20 protein-coding genes are annotated in these 15,796 nt (G+C 53.7%); 9 read left to right on the forward strand and 11 right to left on the reverse strand.

The genetic code is table 11. The annotated features are described in order from the left end of the window. Nucleotides 1–149: 149 nt before the first annotated feature. The 4 genes from cgtA to rplU all read right to left on the reverse strand — a co-directional run bounded on the left by cgtA (nt 150) and on the right by rplU (nt 3,021). Nucleotides 150–1,322 carry an Obg family GTPase CgtA gene (gene cgtA, locus J4650_RS21560; protein ID WP_000673556.1) on the reverse strand — a complete coding sequence of 391 codons (1,173 nt, stop codon included), beginning with the start codon at nt 1,320–1,322 and terminating at the stop codon, nt 150–152. Nucleotides 1,323–1,337: 15 nt separating this feature from the next. After that, entirely contained in the window at nt 1,338–2,303 is a 966-nt protein-coding gene (locus J4650_RS21565) for a DMT family transporter (RefSeq protein ID WP_000813052.1), read from the reverse strand. Between the two features lie 129 nt (nt 2,304–2,432). Beyond that, a complete protein-coding gene (rpmA, locus tag J4650_RS21570) occupies nt 2,433–2,690 on the reverse strand; it encodes a 50S ribosomal protein L27 (RefSeq protein ID WP_000940593.1) in 258 nt (85 codons plus the stop codon). A gap of 19 nt (nt 2,691–2,709) precedes the next feature. Next, nucleotides 2,710–3,021 (reverse strand): 50S ribosomal protein L21, encoded by a 312-nt coding sequence (gene rplU / locus J4650_RS21575; RefSeq protein ID WP_000271396.1) that lies wholly within the window; start codon nt 3,019–3,021, stop codon nt 2,710–2,712. A gap of 257 nt (nt 3,022–3,278) precedes the next feature. On the opposite strand from rplU, the gene ispB reads away from it, so the two are divergent. Then, nucleotides 3,279–4,250 (forward strand): octaprenyl diphosphate synthase, encoded by a 972-nt coding sequence (ispB, locus tag J4650_RS21580; RefSeq protein ID WP_023994013.1) that lies wholly within the window; start codon nt 3,279–3,281, stop codon nt 4,248–4,250. A gap of 231 nt (nt 4,251–4,481) precedes the next feature. Beyond that, nucleotides 4,482–4,769 carry a DNA-binding transcriptional regulator SfsB gene (sfsB, locus tag J4650_RS21585; protein ID WP_000444167.1) on the forward strand — a complete coding sequence of 96 codons (288 nt, stop codon included), beginning with the start codon at nt 4,482–4,484 and terminating at the stop codon, nt 4,767–4,769. 58 nt (nt 4,770–4,827) lie between these two features. On the opposite strand, the gene murA is transcribed toward sfsB, so the two are convergent. The 7 genes from murA to mlaF all read right to left on the reverse strand — a co-directional run bounded on the left by murA (nt 4,828) and on the right by mlaF (nt 9,691). Next, nucleotides 4,828–6,087: a UDP-N-acetylglucosamine 1-carboxyvinyltransferase gene (gene murA, locus J4650_RS21590; protein WP_000357286.1), complete on the reverse strand. Its 1,260-nt coding sequence runs from the start codon at nt 6,085–6,087 to the stop codon at nt 4,828–4,830. Between the two features lie 53 nt (nt 6,088–6,140). Beyond that, entirely contained in the window at nt 6,141–6,395 is a 255-nt protein-coding gene (ibaG, locus tag J4650_RS21595; RefSeq protein WP_001518349.1) for a BolA family iron metabolism protein IbaG, read from the reverse strand. A gap of 187 nt (nt 6,396–6,582) precedes the next feature. After that, nucleotides 6,583–6,879 (reverse strand): lipid asymmetry maintenance protein MlaB, encoded by a 297-nt coding sequence (mlaB, locus tag J4650_RS21600; RefSeq protein ID WP_000188843.1) that lies wholly within the window; start codon nt 6,877–6,879, stop codon nt 6,583–6,585. Further along, nucleotides 6,879–7,514, reverse strand: a complete 636-nt coding sequence (gene mlaC / locus J4650_RS21605) for a phospholipid-binding protein MlaC (RefSeq protein ID WP_000476475.1) — start codon at nt 7,512–7,514, stop codon at nt 6,879–6,881. The genes mlaB and mlaC overlap by 1 nt, the downstream gene beginning before the upstream one ends. 18 nt (nt 7,515–7,532) lie before the next feature. Then, a complete protein-coding gene (gene mlaD, locus J4650_RS21610; RefSeq protein WP_001193591.1) occupies nt 7,533–8,084 on the reverse strand; it encodes an outer membrane lipid asymmetry maintenance protein MlaD in 552 nt (183 codons plus the stop codon). A gap of 4 nt (nt 8,085–8,088) precedes the next feature. Beyond that, entirely contained in the window at nt 8,089–8,871 is a 783-nt protein-coding gene (mlaE, locus tag J4650_RS21615) for a lipid asymmetry maintenance ABC transporter permease subunit MlaE (protein ID WP_000925786.1), read from the reverse strand. 7 nt (nt 8,872–8,878) lie between these two features. Continuing rightward, nucleotides 8,879–9,691 carry a phospholipid ABC transporter ATP-binding protein MlaF gene (mlaF, locus tag J4650_RS21620; protein ID WP_000531566.1) on the reverse strand — a complete coding sequence of 271 codons (813 nt, stop codon included), beginning with the start codon at nt 9,689–9,691 and terminating at the stop codon, nt 8,879–8,881. 212 nt (nt 9,692–9,903) lie between these two features. On the opposite strand from mlaF, the gene J4650_RS21625 reads away from it, so the two are divergent. Genes J4650_RS21625 through rpoN form a run of 7 tightly spaced genes read left to right on the forward strand, consistent with a single transcriptional unit; the run spans nt 9,904 to nt 15,776 of the window. Continuing rightward, nucleotides 9,904–10,881 carry a calcium/sodium antiporter gene (locus J4650_RS21625; protein WP_000922736.1) on the forward strand — a complete coding sequence of 326 codons (978 nt, stop codon included), beginning with the start codon at nt 9,904–9,906 and terminating at the stop codon, nt 10,879–10,881. 13 nt (nt 10,882–10,894) lie between these two features. Further along, the gene (gene kdsD / locus J4650_RS21630; protein WP_000018617.1) at nt 10,895–11,881 is read left to right on the forward strand and encodes an arabinose-5-phosphate isomerase KdsD; all 987 of its coding nucleotides are present in this window, start codon (nt 10,895–10,897) and stop codon (nt 11,879–11,881) included. Nucleotides 11,882–11,901: 20 nt separating this feature from the next. After that, on the forward strand, nt 11,902–12,468 hold the full coding sequence (kdsC, locus tag J4650_RS21635) for a 3-deoxy-manno-octulosonate-8-phosphatase KdsC (protein ID WP_023994012.1): 567 nt from the start codon (nt 11,902–11,904) through the stop codon (nt 12,466–12,468). Continuing rightward, nucleotides 12,465–13,040, forward strand: coding sequence for an LPS export ABC transporter periplasmic protein LptC (lptC, locus tag J4650_RS21640; RefSeq protein ID WP_000047845.1), 576 nt, complete (start codon nt 12,465–12,467; stop codon nt 13,038–13,040). Before kdsC ends, lptC begins: the two co-directional genes overlap by 4 nt. Next, complete coding sequence (lptA, locus tag J4650_RS21645; protein ID WP_000669770.1) at nt 13,009–13,563, forward strand: lipopolysaccharide ABC transporter substrate-binding protein LptA; 555 nt, start codon at nt 13,009–13,011, stop codon at nt 13,561–13,563. The genes lptC and lptA overlap by 32 nt, the downstream gene beginning before the upstream one ends. 6 nt (nt 13,564–13,569) lie before the next feature. Beyond that, entirely contained in the window at nt 13,570–14,295 is a 726-nt protein-coding gene (gene lptB / locus J4650_RS21650; protein WP_000224104.1) for an LPS export ABC transporter ATP-binding protein, read from the forward strand. Nucleotides 14,296–14,342: 47 nt separating this feature from the next. Then, nucleotides 14,343–15,776, forward strand: coding sequence for an RNA polymerase factor sigma-54 (gene rpoN / locus J4650_RS21655; RefSeq protein WP_000809020.1), 1,434 nt, complete (start codon nt 14,343–14,345; stop codon nt 15,774–15,776). The last annotated feature ends 20 nt before the right edge of the window (nt 15,777–15,796 follow it).

A 15,796-nucleotide genomic window follows, 5' to 3' on the forward strand; every position in this document is an offset into this window, starting at 1 on the left:
AAAGGTGAAACGGGAGGCTTAAGCTACATCGGAAGCTCAGAGTCTTCAGGCCGGATACAAGCTTCTCCCGTTTCAGATAGCTGACAGCTAATCAGCTATCTGTTCAGGATACAAGGCCGGATAAGCGTAAGCGCCATCCGGCTACGAGATTAACGTTTGTAGATGAACTCGACGCCTTCTTCGTCGTCTTCATCCCAGTCGTCATCCCAGTCATCGTCTGCGTCTTCTTCCACTTCAGCCAGCTGCTGGCGATGATAATCGTCCCACATGAACTCGACTTTTTCCGGCTGTTTTGCTTCTTCAGCCTGCGCGATCGGATTCTCGATGATAAAGGTCATCACATCCCAGCAGAGATCTTTCACCCCCAGCTGACTGGCAGCGGAAATCAGATAGTATTTCCCTTCCCAGCCCAACGCTTCGGCGATCGCTTTCGCTTTCTCTTCCGCTTCGGTTTTATCCATCAGATCGATCTTGTTGAACACTAACCAGCGCGGTTTAGCCGCCAGATCCTGGCTGTATTTTTCCAGTTCGCCAATAATGATACGGGCGTTTTCCACCGGATCGGAACCGTCGATCGGATCGATATCAATGAGGTGCAGCAGTACGCGGCAACGTTCGAGGTGCTTCAGGAAGCGAATCCCCAGGCCTGCGCCTTCCGCCGCGCCTTCGATCAACCCCGGAATGTCGGCCACCACAAAACTCTTTTCGCTGTCCATACGTACCACGCCCAGGCTCGGCACCAGCGTGGTAAACGGATAGTCCGCGACTTTCGGTTTTGCTGCCGATACCGCACGAATGAACGTTGATTTACCAGCGTTTGGCATCCCCAGCATCCCGACATCCGCCAGCAGCATCAGTTCCAGCAGCAGGTCGCGCTTATCGCCCGGCGTACCATTGGTTTTCTGGCGCGGCGTACGGTTAACCGAGGATTTAAAACGGGTATTGCCTAACCCATGCCAGCCGCCCTTCGCGACCAACAGACGCTGACCGTGTTTGGTCATGTCGCCCATCGTTTCACCGGTTCCCTGGTCGATAACGCGCGTACCGACCGGCACTTTGATGGTCACGTCTTTACCGCGTTTACCGGTACAGTCGCGGCTCGCGCCATTCTGACCACGTTCAGCGCGGAACGATTTTTCAAAGCGGTAATCGATCAGCGTATTCAGGTTTTCATCGGCTTCCATCCAGACGTCGCCGCCGTCGCCGCCATCACCGCCGTCCGGGCCGCCTTTCGGGATATATTTTTCGCGGCGGAAGCTCACACAGCCATTACCGCCATCGCCTGCAACGACCAGAATCGATGCTTCATCAACAAACTTCATTTTATTCTCCGTAAATCATTCGCCTGAGCGGGGTTGCGAAACCACCGTTTCATGCTTGCGTAAACCGCCCCAAATACGATGACCAATGGCGGAATACATCGCGCCCGCAACCACGACAAACGCACCGAGATAACCTAAAAGGTTTAACATCGGTCTGGCGAAGAAATCGGGCCAGGCCATAGATAAAAGATCTGAAAACAGCAGGGTAAATAGCGGTGTAAGCGTGATTATCGCGCTCACCTGCGCCGCCTGCCAACGCGCCATCGCTTCCGCCAGGGCGCCATATCCTACCAGCGTATTTAGCCCGCAGAAAATCAAACAGGCGAGCTGCCAGTCGCTCAGTTGCGCTATCACCATCGGTTTTGCCAGCGGCAAGAGCGCTATCGTACATAAAGTGTACAGTAAAAACAGGATCTGCTGCGAGGCCAGACGTCGCAATAATACTTTTTGCGCCACGCCATAGCTCACCCACACCATCGCCGCGCCTACGCCAAAAATAACGCCCCAAGTGTAGTCGGTCAGTCGGGTAAAAATCTCGATCAGACTGGTGTTAAAAAACATCACCAGCCCGCTCAATAACATCAGCGCGCCAATCACCTGCGTACCGCGCATCTTTTCTTTCAGAATAAAGACGCTGGCGACCATCATGCCAACCGGCGAGAGCTGGCCGATAACCTGCGACGCGGTTGGGCTTAAATATTGCAGGGAAGAACTGAACAAAATGAAATTACCGAACAGTCCGCAGGTCGCTATCGCCAATAAAACTAGCCAGCGCGGCTTACGAAAAATGCGCAGCGGCGGCAGCTTTCTTTTTACTGCCAGTATCGCCCCGAGGCCAATACTGGCCATTAAGAAGCGGTAGAAGACAATGGTTGAAGGCTCCATCACCTCCAGCACTTGCTTCATTGCTATTGGCAACGCTCCCCAGCACATCGCGGTAGTGAGCGCTAAAAGAATGCCAATGCCTGCCTGCTGCTTCATGCCGTGTTCCCTGCAAAGACCCGTTAACGGCATTCGCACAGCCACACGGGTATATTTTAGTCGGCCATCGAATGTAAAAAGCCCCGCAACAGGTGCGGGGCTTTCATCCGTTACCGGACCACAAAAAACTTACTCAGCAACGATGCTGATGTATTTACGGTTTTTCGGGCCTTTAACTTCGAATTTCACTTTACCGTCTGCTTTAGCAAACAGAGTGTGGTCACGACCGCAACCAACGTTGGTGCCAGCGTGGAATTTAGTACCACGTTGACGAACGATGATGCTGCCTGCCAGAACTGCTTCACCGCCAAAGCGTTTTACGCCCAGACGTTTAGCTTCAGAATCGCGACCGTTACGAGTCGAGCCGCCAGCCTTTTTATGTGCCATTTAATCTGCTCCCCTAATCTTAAGCGCTGATGCCGGTAATTTTCACATCAGTGAACCACTGACGATGGCCCTGCTGCTTACGGTAGTGTTTACGGCGACGAAACTTAACGATTTTAACTTTCTCGCCACGACCGTGGGCAACAACTTCAGCTTTGATTACGCCGCCATCAACGAAAGGAACGCCGATTTTGACTTCTTCACCGTTTGCGATCATCAGAACTTCAGCGAACTCGATAGTTTCGCCAGTTGCGATGTCCAGCTTTTCCAGGCGAACGGTCTGACCTTCGCTTACTCGGTGTTGTTTACCACCACTTTGGAAAACCGCGTACATAAAAAACTCCGCTTCCGCGCACACCTTTCAATGATTCAGAGCGCGCTATAAATATTCACAATAGGGCGCGAATATTACGCAAATTGCACGGCTTTGACAAGTGCTACCATCAATACATGAAGAAAAAAAACACAACGCATACGGTAACGTTTATCTGCGGCGTTTTTTCAGTACAATCAGGGTATATTTCTAACCATAAACCCTACGTTACCTCATTCAGACATGGGATAATCGGGGCGATAAGCCCGGCTTTTGCGATGAATTTAGAAAAAATCAACGAGTTAACCGCGCAAGATATGGCGGGTGTCAATGCGACAATCCTTGAACAGCTTAATTCCGACGTTCAACTGATTAATCAGCTAGGATATTACATTATTAGCGGCGGCGGAAAACGCATTCGTCCGATGATTGCCGTTCTTGCCGCGCGTGCGGTGGGTTATCAGGGTAACGCGCACGTGACTATCGCCGCTCTGATCGAGTTTATCCACACGGCGACGCTGCTACATGATGATGTGGTGGATGAATCTGATATGCGTCGCGGCAAAGCGACGGCAAATGCCGCTTTCGGTAATGCCGCCAGCGTGTTGGTCGGCGACTTTATCTATACCCGCGCCTTCCAGATGATGACCAGCCTCGGCTCGTTAAAAGTGCTGGAAGTGATGTCGGAAGCGGTCAACGTGATTGCAGAAGGCGAAGTGCTGCAATTGATGAACGTGAATGACCCGGACATTACCGAAGAAAATTACATGCGGGTGATTTACAGTAAAACGGCCCGTCTGTTCGAAGCCGCCGCCCAGTGCTCCGGTATTCTTGCCGGTTGTACGCCTGAGCAAGAGAAAGGGTTGCAGGACTATGGCCGCTACCTTGGTACGGCTTTCCAGCTCATTGACGATCTGCTGGATTACAGTGCCGACGGCGAGCATCTCGGTAAAAATGTGGGTGATGACCTCAATGAGGGCAAACCCACCTTACCGTTGCTTCACGCCATGCGCCACGGTACGCCAGAACAGTCAGCGATGATCCGTACCGCTATTGAAAAAGGTAATGGCCGTCATCTTCTGGAACCGGTTCTGGAAGCGATGACCACCTGCGGCTCGCTGGAATGGACGCGTCAGCGAGCGGAAGAAGAAGCCGACAAAGCGATATCCGCGTTGCAGATATTGCCGAATACCCCATGGCGTGAGGCGCTAATCGGTCTCGCACACATCGCGGTGCAGCGCGATCGTTAATGCCGTTCTCTTATCCCGCGTACTGCGCGGGATATCCCATTAAGTTCTAATAAACTCCAGATACCCTACCGCCTGTTTTTCACATACTCATCCAGGATTTACCCTGGCATATTCTGAATATTGCCGCCACTTACATGAACTTTTTAGAACATTCCTTCACGAAGCGTTATAGTATCGAACGTCGTCGGGTTGTTAAAACCGTAAGTGATTAATCTAAGGAGTGATGGATGTATGGAAAGCAAGCTTATTGACTGGCATCCGGCCGATATCATTGCCGGACTACGTAAAAAAGGGACTTCAATGGCCGCTGAGTCACGTCGGAATGGATTGAGTTCATCCACGCTGGCCAATGCATTAACGCGCCCGTGGCCGAAAGGAGAGTTGATTATCGCGAAAGCATTGGGAACGGAACCCTGGGTTATTTGGCCATCGCGTTATCACGATCCGCGCACGCATGAGTTTATCGACAGAACGCGGCTTATGAGAGCGCGTAATAAAGACAAACAGAATGTAGAGTAAGTGCCTGTAAAACAACCCCCGCAATCGCGTTCGCGGGGGTTATTCAGCGTACAGAAGGTTATTCGCCTTTCACGCGTTCAATATTCGCGCCTAGCGCGCGCAGTTTGTCTTCGATGCGCTCATAACCGCGATCGATGTGATAAATGCGATCCACAATCGTCGTGCCTTCCGCAATACAGCCCGCCAGCACCAGGCTCGCAGATGCCCGCAGATCTGTCGCCATGACCTGGGCGCCAGAGAGCGTTTCTACGCCATGGCATATGACGGTATTGCTTTCAATTTCCGCACGCGCGCCCATGCGGCTGAGTTCAGGCACGTGCATAAAACGGTTTTCAAAGACGGTTTCAGTGATAAAGCCCGTCCCTTCCGCCACCAGGTTCAGCAACGTGAACTGCGCCTGCATATCGGTCGGGAATGCCGGGTGCGGCGCGGTACGGACATTGACCGCCTTCGGCCGTTTGCCGTGCATGTCCAGACTAATCCAGTCCTCGCCCACTTCGATATCCGCGCCAGCATCGCGCAGTTTCGCCAGTACTGCGTCCAGAGTGTCCGGTTGCGCGTTACGGCAGATGATTTTGCCGCGAGAGATCGCTGCCGCCACCAGGAAAGTCCCCGTTTCGATACGATCCGGCAGCACACGATAAACGCCGCCGCCCAGACGCTCTACGCCCTCGATCGTAATACGATCGGTGCCCTGCCCGGCGATCTTCGCCCCCAGCGTAACCAGGAAGTTAGCGGTGTCGACAATTTCCGGCTCGCGCGCGGCGTTTTCAATGATGGTCGTCCCTTCCGCCAGCGTGGCGGCGCACATAATGGTGACGGTCGCGCCGACGCTGACCTTATCCATCACGATATGCGCCCCTTTAAGACGTCCTTCGACGGAGGCCTTTACGTAGCCCTCTTCTAGCTTGATGGTCGCACCCAGTTGTTCCAGACCGGTAATATGTAGATCAACCGGACGCGCGCCGATAGTACAGCCCCCCGGCAGAGAGACTTGTCCCTGACCAAAACGGGCAACCAGCGGCCCCAGCGCCCATATCGAGGCGCGCATGGTCTTAACCAGATCATAAGGCGCGCAGAACACGTTCACCTGGCTGGCGTCAATGTGTACCGATCCATTGCGTTCCACTTTCGCGCCTAATTGGCTCAGGAGCTTCATCGACGTATCCACGTCTTTCAGTTTTGGAACATTTTGGATCTCTACCGGTTCTTCTGCCAGCAGAGCGGCGAACAGGATCGGCAGCGCGGCGTTTTTGGCGCCGGAAATTGTGACTTCGCCCTGGAGCGTCGTTGGCCCCTGTACACGAAATTTATCCATTATTGTATTCTCAGTTAAGCATTCATCTCCGCTACCGGCAGGTTACCCGTAGCTTAAAATCCGTTAAGTTTACGATCGCGCGCCCATTCCGCCGGGGTATATGCTTTGATCGATACGGCATGGATACGGTTGTCCGCAATGTACTCCATTAGCGGCCCATAGACCGTTTGCTGTTTCTTGACCCGGCTCATGCCGTCAAACATCTCGCCCACGGCAATAACCTGAAAGTGACTGCCATCGCCGGAGACGTGGACTTCCTGGAGGGAGAGGGCATTCATCAGCACACTCTGAATTTCATGATTTTCCATGGGTTCTTTATTCGTCAAATAGTGAAAACAGCCCAACATCTTAGAGCAAAGTCGCGCCGTCTTAAATAAGCAAAAGATTACGCTGATAAATCAGCGCGGTAAAAGTGCCGGATGGTGCTGCTAACGCAACTTATCCGGCCTACGGGGATCATGCGAAGTGTAGGCCGGATAAACCATCCGGCATTCATTACATACGGGGAAGTACGTCTTCGGGCAAGTTATATAATTGCGCCAGCGCGTAAACCTTGTCGTTAACGCCAGACAGCGACACGGCATTGCCCTGCTTTTTTGCCTGGTTCACAAGGTGCGCCAGCAGCGCCAGTCCCCCCGTATCCACCCTGGAGATCTGGCTCAGGTCGATACGGGTAACGCCATTCATCGCTTCTACGCGCGCGTCCCATAGCGGCGCCAACACGTCCTGATCCAGCTCTCCCGCCAGCACCAGAGTGTCCGCCTCACGCGTCCAGGTGAGTTGCGGCGTCATTACTGTTTCTCGTCCAAAGTAATTTTCTGTTGAGAGATAGATTTCAGTTGTGCGGTCAGGCCGTCGATGCCTTTAGTACGCAGCAGGTCGCTCCACTCATTTTGCTTGGTGGTGATCATGCTGACGCCTTCCGCAATCATGTCATACGCCTGCCAGTTGCCGGTCTGGGTGTTTTTGCGCCACTGGAAATCCAGGCGTACCGGCGGACGACCGTTGGGATCGATAATCGTTACACGGATAGGCACAATGGTCGCATCGCCCAGCGGTTGCTCAGGCGCTATCTGGTAAGTCTGGCCGTGGTACATCGCCAGCGCCTGACCGTAGGCCTGTTTCAGGTATTCGCGAAACGCGGCAAAATAGGCTTCACGCTGCGCCGGGGTCGCCTCTTTGTAGTAGCGGCCCAACACCAGCGCGCCGGCATATTTTACCTGCACGTACGGCAGAAGTTCCTGATCAACAACGTCTCGCAGGTAATCCGGATTGGCACGAATTTTCGGCTGTTCGTTTTTCAGGCGATCAAAAGTTTTCTGCGCCGCCTCGTTCATCAGTTTATAAGGATTGCTCTGATCCGCTGCCGTTGCTGCGCTTAATGGCGCAATGACCAGCAGGGCCACCATCATCAGTCGTTTAAACATGCCTCAATTCTCCTGAGATTATTTCGTTTCGCCCGCGGGCGTTGTGGCTTCAGTATGACCTTCCGTTGCGGCTGGCGCATCGCCAGAATTCTTATTGTCGTCGCCTTTGCTGTTATAAAGGAACTGGCCAATCATATCTTCCAGCACCATTGCAGACTTGGTGTCCTGAATCGTACTCCCATCTTTGAGGATAGACGTTCCCAGCTCAGGATCTTCAAAACCGACGTTTAATGCCAGATATTGCTCCCCCAGCAGTCCGGAAGTTCGAATACTCAACGAGCTGGTATCGGGAATATGGTTATAACGCTCTTCGATGTCGAGCGTTACGCGCGGCAGGTATGTTTTCGGATCAAGCGAGATATCTTCAACCCGCCCGACAACCACCCCGCCGATGCGTACCGGGGAACGCACTTTCAGACCGCCGATGTTATCGAAGGTCGCATAAACCTTATAGGTCGGCTCCGTGCGCATAGAGGTCACATTTGCCGCCTTCAGGCAAACAAACAGCGCCGCCAGCAACGCTACCAGCAAAAAAACGCCTACCCAAATTTCATTTTTTTTCGTTTGCATGAACTCAATTCCCAAACATCAGTGCGGTCAGCACAAAATCCAGCCCCAGAACGGCCAACGATGCGTGAACCACGGTACGCGTCGTTGCCCGGCTAATCCCGGCAGAAGTCGGTATTGCGTCATAACCGTTGAATAACGCAATCCATGTTACCGTAATGGCGAACACCACGCTCTTTATCAGACAGTTCACCAGGTCCATACGCCAGTCGACGGCATTCTGCATCGCGGACCAGAAGAACCCGGCGTCGATTCCCTTCCAGCTTACGCCGACCAGCGAGCCGCCCCAGATACCGACCGCCACAAAGATAATGGTCAGTAGCGGCAACGAAATCACGCCCGCCCAAAAGCGCGGCGAAATCACCCGGCGCAATGGATCGACCGCCATCATCTCCATACTGGAGAGCTGCTCCGTCGCCCGCATCAGGCCGATTTCCGCCGTCAACGCCGACCCGGCCCGCCCGGCAAACAGCAACGCCGCGACCACCGGCCCCAGCTCGCGCAGCAGCGAAAGCGCCACTAACATGCCAAGACTGGTCTCCGCGCTGTAAGTGGTCAGAACCAGATAGCCTTGCAGCCCCAGCACCATACCGATGAATACGCCGGAGACAATAATGATAAGCATCGACAAGACGCCCACATTATAAAGCTGGCGCACCAGCAGCGGCGCATGTTTGCGAAACTCCGGCTTACCGATAATCGCATTGAATAACATTAACCCGGCGCGCCCGAACGTCCTGACGGTTTTGATCCCGCTGTGTCCGAGTGCTGCCAGCGCATTTAACAGCATGAGTGGCTTAACTCCCTGTTTCGAGTAAATCAAGGTGATAGTCGCCCGCCGGATAGCGGAACGGAACCGGCCCGTCGGCAATACCGTCAAGGAACTGACGCACGCGCGGGTCCGTATTCTCCTGCAACGCCTGAGCGCTACCGTGAGCGACGATTTTTTTGTCCGCCATGATCCAGGCGTGATCCGCAATACTGAGCACCTCTGGCACATCATGCGAGACCACCACGCAGGTCACGCCCAGCGCGCTGTTCAATTCTGAAATCAGCTTCACCAGAACGCCCATGGTAATCGGATCCTGGCCGACAAACGGCTCATCGAACATGATGAGATCCGGTTCCAGAGCGATGGCGCGCGCCAACGCGGCGCGGCGCGCCATCCCACCGGAGAGCTCGGAAGGCATCAGTTTTGCCGCGCCGCGCAGCCCGACAGCTTCCAGTTTCATCATCACGACGCTTTTTAGCAGCGGCGCGGGTAAATTGGTGTGCTCCCGTAGCGGATAGGCCACATTGTCAAACACGTTCATGTCGGTAAACAGTGCTCCCGACTGAAACAGCATACTCATACGTTTGCGGACGGTGTAGAGCCGCGAACGGGACATGGCCGGCACATTCTCGCCATCAAATAAGATCTCGCCCTTATCCGGCGGGATCTGTCCGCCAATCAGGCGCAACAGCGTGGTTTTACCGATGCCCGACGGCCCCATGATCGCCGTGATCTTCCCGCGCGGCACCGTCAGGGAAATATTATCGAAAATGCAGCGTTCGCCACGGGAAAAGCTGACGTCGCGCATATCGACTAAATTGGCCGCAGACTGACCCATTGATTCATCCTTCGTATTGCCTTGTTGAGGTAACCATGGCGCTGAATTTAACCATGGGTTCGACATAATTACAGAATATTAACTGACAGGGTTAGCGAAAGCTGGCATTCGTTTTACTTTTTAGCCGCATAAAGTCAAAATTAGGACTTCGTTACGGCTTCCAGATATCCCTTCCAGGGGACCGGCGAGTATACCTGAAGAAAGGACTTTAGATGCTTTTAGCGATGGCGCTACTCATAATTGGTTTGCTTCTGGTGGCCTACGGCGCCGATCGTCTGGTGTTTGCGGCCTCTATTTTATGCCGTACATTCGGTATTCCCCCGCTGATCATCGGGATGACGGTCGTGAGTATCGGCACCTCGCTGCCGGAAATTATTGTGTCGGCCGCCGCATCGCTACACGGTCAGCTCGATTTGGCCGTCGGCGCGGCGCTCGGTTCTAACATCACCAATATTTTGCTGATCTTAGGGCTGGCGGCGCTGGTTCGTCCATTTACCGTGCATTCCGATGTTCTACGTCGCGAATTGCCATTAATGTTATTTGTTAGCGTGGTAGCCGGTTCCGTACTGCATGACGGACAGTTAAGTCGCAGTGATGGTATCTTTCTCCTGCTTCTGGCTGTGCTATGGCTGTTATTCATTGTTAAAATCGCGCGTCTGGCCGAACGCCAGGGGAATGACAGCCTCACCCGCGAACAACTGGCGGAGCTGCCGCGCGAAGGCGGGCTCCCCGTCGCGTTCTTATGGCTGGGCATTGCGCTGGTCATCATGCCGATGGCGACGCGCATGGTAATCGATAACGCTACGGTGCTGGCGAACTATTTCGCCATGAGTGAATTAACGCTCGGTCTGACAGTCATCGCCGTCGGCACCAGTCTGCCAGAACTGGCGACGGCGATTGCCGGCGTGCGAAAAGGCGAAAATGATATTGCCGTTGGTAATCTCATTGGCGCCAATATTTTTAATCTCGCCATCGTGCTGGGACTGCCTGCGCTGATCGCGCCGGGGGAGATCAACCCGCTGGCGTTTGGGCGTGATTATAGCGTGATGTTGCTGGTTAGCGTGGTTTTCGCTTTACTTTGCTGGCGGCATCCGCGCCAGATTGGCCGGGGCGCAGGTATACTGCTGACCGGCGGGTTTATCGTATGGCTGGCGATGCTCTATTGGCTATCGCCACTTCTTGTTGGATAACTGGAAACGGATTATGTCGCATTTAGCGTTGCAACCGGGGTTTGACTTTCAGCAGGCAGGCAAAGAGGTCCTGGAAATTGAACGTGAAGGCCTGGCGGAGCTTGATCAATATATCAACCAGCATTTCACGCTGGCCTGTGAAAAAATGTTCAACTGCACCGGAAAAGTGGTGGTCATGGGGATGGGGAAATCCGGCCATATCGGACGGAAAATGGCCGCCACGTTCGCCAGTACCGGCACCTCTTCCTTTTTTGTACATCCAGGCGAAGCCGCGCACGGCGATTTAGGGATGGTTACGCCGCAGGATGTGGTTATCGCTATCTCCAACTCCGGCGAATCCAGCGAGATCGCGGCGCTAATACCGGTGCTTAAACGGCTGCACGTACCGTTAATTTGCATTACCGGGCGACCGGAAAGCAGCATGGCGCGTGCGGCAGATGTGCATCTGTGTGTTAAAGTGCCCAAAGAAGCGTGTCCGTTAGGCCTGGCGCCTACCAGTAGTACCACCGCAACGCTGGTGATGGGCGACGCGCTCGCCGTGGCGTTGTTAAAAGCGCGCGGCTTTACCGCCGAGGATTTCGCTCTGTCGCATCCTGGCGGCGCGCTGGGACGTAAGCTACTGCTGCGCGTAAGCGATATTATGCATACTGGCGATGAGATCCCGCATGTTAATAAACATGCCACCCTGCGTGATGCGCTGTTAGAAATTACGCGTAAAAATCTCGGTATGACCGTCATTTGCGATGAATCCATGAAGATCGACGGTATCTTCACCGACGGCGATTTACGTCGCGTGTTCGATATGGGCGGCGATATGCGCCAGTTGGGGATCGCCGAGGTGATGACGCCAGGGGGCATTCGCGTGCGTCCCGGTATTCTCGCTGTCGATGCGCTGAATTTAATGCAGTCCCGCCATATCACCTCCGTACTGGTTGCTGATGGCGACCAGTTACTCGGTGTGTTACATATGCATGATCTCCTGCGTGCAGGCGTCGTGTAGAAACTCAAGGATAATTAACGATGAGTAAAGCAGGTGCGTCGCTTGCGACCTGTTATGGCCCCGTCAGCACCCATGTCATGACCAAAGCGGAGAATATCCGCCTGCTCATCCTGGACGTGGATGGCGTATTGTCTGACGGCCTGATTTATATGGGCAATAACGGCGAAGAGCTGAAGGCTTTCAACGTTCGTGACGGCTATGGTATTCGCTGTGCTTTGACCTCCAATATCGAGGTTGCCATTATTACCGGACGAAAGGCTAAACTTGTAGAAGATCGCTGCGCCACGCTGGGGATTGTCCATCTTTATCAGGGACAGTCGAATAAGCAGATCGCCTTTAGCGATCTGCTGGAAAAACTGGCCATTGCGCCGGAAAATGTTGCCTATGTCGGCGATGATCTGATTGACTGGCCAGTGATGGAAAAAGTGGGGTTAAGCGTTGCCGTTGCGGATGCGCATCCGCTGCTGATCCCCCGCGCTGACTATGTGACGCACATTGCCGGCGGGCGCGGCGCGGTACGTGAGGTGTGCGATTTGCTGCTGCTGGCGCAGGGCAAGCTGGATGAGGCCAAAGGGCAATCGATATGAGTAAAACCAGACGTTGGGTTATCATTCTACTGTCGCTGGCCATTCTGGTACTGATTGGTATCAATCTGGCGGATAAAGACGATCCTGCTGCCGTGATGGTCAACAGCAACGATCCCACGTATAAAAGCGAGCATACGGATACCGTCGTGTACAGTCCGGAAGGCGCGTTGAGCTATCGTCTGATCGCGCAGCACGTTGAATATTTTTCCGATCAGGCGGTCTCATGGTTTACGCAACCGGTATTAACCACCTTTGATAAGGATAAAGTGCCGACATGGTCGATCAAGGCCGATAAAGCCAAATTGACTAACGATCGGATGCTCTATCTGTATGGCCATGTTGAAGTCAACGCCCTGGTGCCTGACGCTCAATTACGCAGAATTACCACCGATAACGCGCAGATTAATCTGGTGACGCAGGATGTTACCTCGAACGATCTGGTGACGTTATACGGCACAACATTTAACTCCAGCGGACTGAAAATGCGCGGTAACTTACGCAGCAAGAACGCCGAGCTGATTGAAAAGGTTAGAACCTCTTATGAAATTCAAAACAAACAAACTCAGCCTTAATCTTATGCTTGCCGGCTCGCTGCTGGCCGCCAGCATTCCGGCTTTCGCCGTCACGGGCGATACCGAACAGCCTATTCATATTGACTCGGATCAACAGTCGCTGGATATGCAAGGCAACGTCGTGACCTTTACGGGCAACGTGGTAATGACCCAGGGCACGATTAAGATCAACGCCGATAAAGTCGTGGTTACCCGCCCTGGCGGCGAACAGGGGAAAGAGGTGATCGACGGTTACGGCAATCCGGCCACCTTCTACCAGATGCAGGACAACGGTAAGCCGGTGAAAGGCCACGCTTCCCATATGCATTACGAGCTGGCGAAAGATTTTGTGGTGCTAACCGGCAACGCTTATCTGGAGCAGCTTGACAGCAACATTACCGGCGACAAAATCACCTACCTGGTGAAAGAGCAGAAAATGCAGGCCTTCAGCGAGAAAGGCAAGCGCGTCACTACCGTTCTGGTGCCGTCGCAGTTGCAAGACAAAAACAAAGGCCAGACTCCGGCGCAAAAGAAGAGTAACTAATTCGTTATGGCAACATTAACTGCAAAGAATCTGGCGAAGGCCTATAAAGGCCGTCGCGTAGTGGAAGATGTCAGTCTGACCGTTAACTCCGGGGAGATTGTCGGGCTGCTCGGTCCAAACGGCGCGGGTAAAACCACCACCTTTTATATGGTCGTCGGTATCGTGCCGCGTGACGCGGGCAATATCATCATTGATGATGAAGATATCAGTCTGCTGCCGCTGCACGCGCGCGCGCGCCGCGGTATCGGCTATTTGCCGCAGGAAGCCTCTATTTTCCGCCGTCTCAGCGTATTTGATAACCTGATGGCGGTACTGCAAATTCGTGACGATTTGACCGCAGAACAGCGAGAAGACCGCGCCAACGAGCTGATGGAAGAGTTTCATATCGAGCATCTGCGCGACAGCATGGGACAGGCGCTGTCCGGTGGTGAACGCCGTCGTGTAGAAATAGCCCGCGCGTTGGCCGCTAATCCCAAATTTATCCTGCTGGATGAACCCTTTGCCGGCGTTGACCCTATTTCCGTTATCGACATCAAACGCATTATCGAGCATCTGCGCGATAGTGGGCTCGGCGTGCTGATCACCGACCATAACGTCCGTGAGACGCTGGCAGTCTGTGAACGTGCCTATATCGTGAGCCAGGGCCACCTTATTGCCCACGGTACGCCGACAGAAATCCTGCAAGACGAACACGTTAAGCGTGTATATCTTGGGGAAGACTTCAGACTCTGATAGGGTAGAGGGCTATGCTGCTCTAGCGGGAGAAAACGACTCTGAATATGAAGCAAGGTTTGCAACTCAGGCTTAGCCAACAACTGGCGATGACGCCTCAGCTACAACAGGCCATCCGTCTGTTGCAGTTGTCTACGCTGGAACTTCAGCAGGAACTCCAGCAAGCGCTGGAAAATAACCCGCTGCTTGAGCAAACCGATCTTCATGACGAAATCGACACTCAGCAACCTCAGGATAACGATCCTCTCGATACCGCCGACGCGCTCGAACAAAAAGAGATGCCGGAAGAGCTGCCGCTTGACGCCAGTTGGGATGAAATTTATACCGCCGGGACGCCGTCCGGCCCCAGCGGCGATTATATCGACGATGAGCTGCCCGTCTATCAGGGCGAAACGACGCAGTCGTTGCAGGATTATCTGATGTGGCAGGTTGAGCTAACGCCCTTCTCGGATACCGATCGCGCTATTGCGACATCCATTGTCGATGCGGTAGATGATACCGGTTATCTCACCGTATCCCTGGACGAAATTCGCGAAAGCATGGGCGATGTAGAGGTGGATCTCGATGAGGTCGAAGCCGTTCTGAAGCGCATTCAGCGTTTTGATCCGGTAGGCGTCGCGGCAAAAGATCTTCGCGACTGTCTGCTGATCCAGCTTTCACAATTCGACAAATCCACGCCGTGGCTGGAAGAGGCGCGGCTTATTATCTGCGATCACCTTGATCTGCTGGCCAACCACGATTTCCGCACGTTGATGCGCGTTACCCGACTAAAAGAAGAGGTGCTGAAAGAGGCGGTAAACCTGATTCAGTCGCTCGATCCCAGACCCGGTCAATCGATCCAGACCGGCGAGCCGGAGTACGTTATCCCGGATGTGCTGGTACGCAAGCATAACGGTCGCTGGACGGTGGAGCTTAATAGCGACAGTATTCCCCGTTTACAGATTAACCAGCACTATGCCGCCATGTGCAATAGCGCGCGCAACGATGCCGACAGCCAGTTCATCCGCAGTAATTTACAGGATGCGAAATGGCTGATAAAAAGCCTTGAAAGCCGTAACGACACGCTGCTGCGCGTCAGTCGCTGCATCGTCGAGCAACAGCAAGCCTTTTTTGAACAGGGCGAAGAATATATGAAACCGATGGTACTGGCGGATATCGCCCAGGCCGTCGAGATGCACGAATCCACTATATCCCGCGTGACCACGCAGAAGTATTTGCACAGCCCGCGCGGTATTTTTGAACTCAAATATTTCTTTTCCAGCCACGTCAATACCGAAGGCGGAGGCGAAGCCTCTTCCACCGCGATTCGCGCGCTGGTGAAGAAGTTAATTGCGGCGGAAAACCCCGCGAAACCACTGAGCGACAGCAAGTTAACCTCTCTGCTGTCAGAACAAGGTATCATGGTGGCGCGCCGCACTGTTGCGAAGTACCGAGAGTCTTTATCCATTCCGCCGTCAAACCAACGCAAACAGCTGGTTTGACCCAACCGATAAGGAAGACA

The sequence above is a fragment of the Salmonella sp. 32120201201600049SM genome (genome assembly GCF_017572835.1).
Classification (GTDB): Bacteria; Pseudomonadota; Gammaproteobacteria; order Enterobacterales; family Enterobacteriaceae; genus Salmonella; species Salmonella enterica.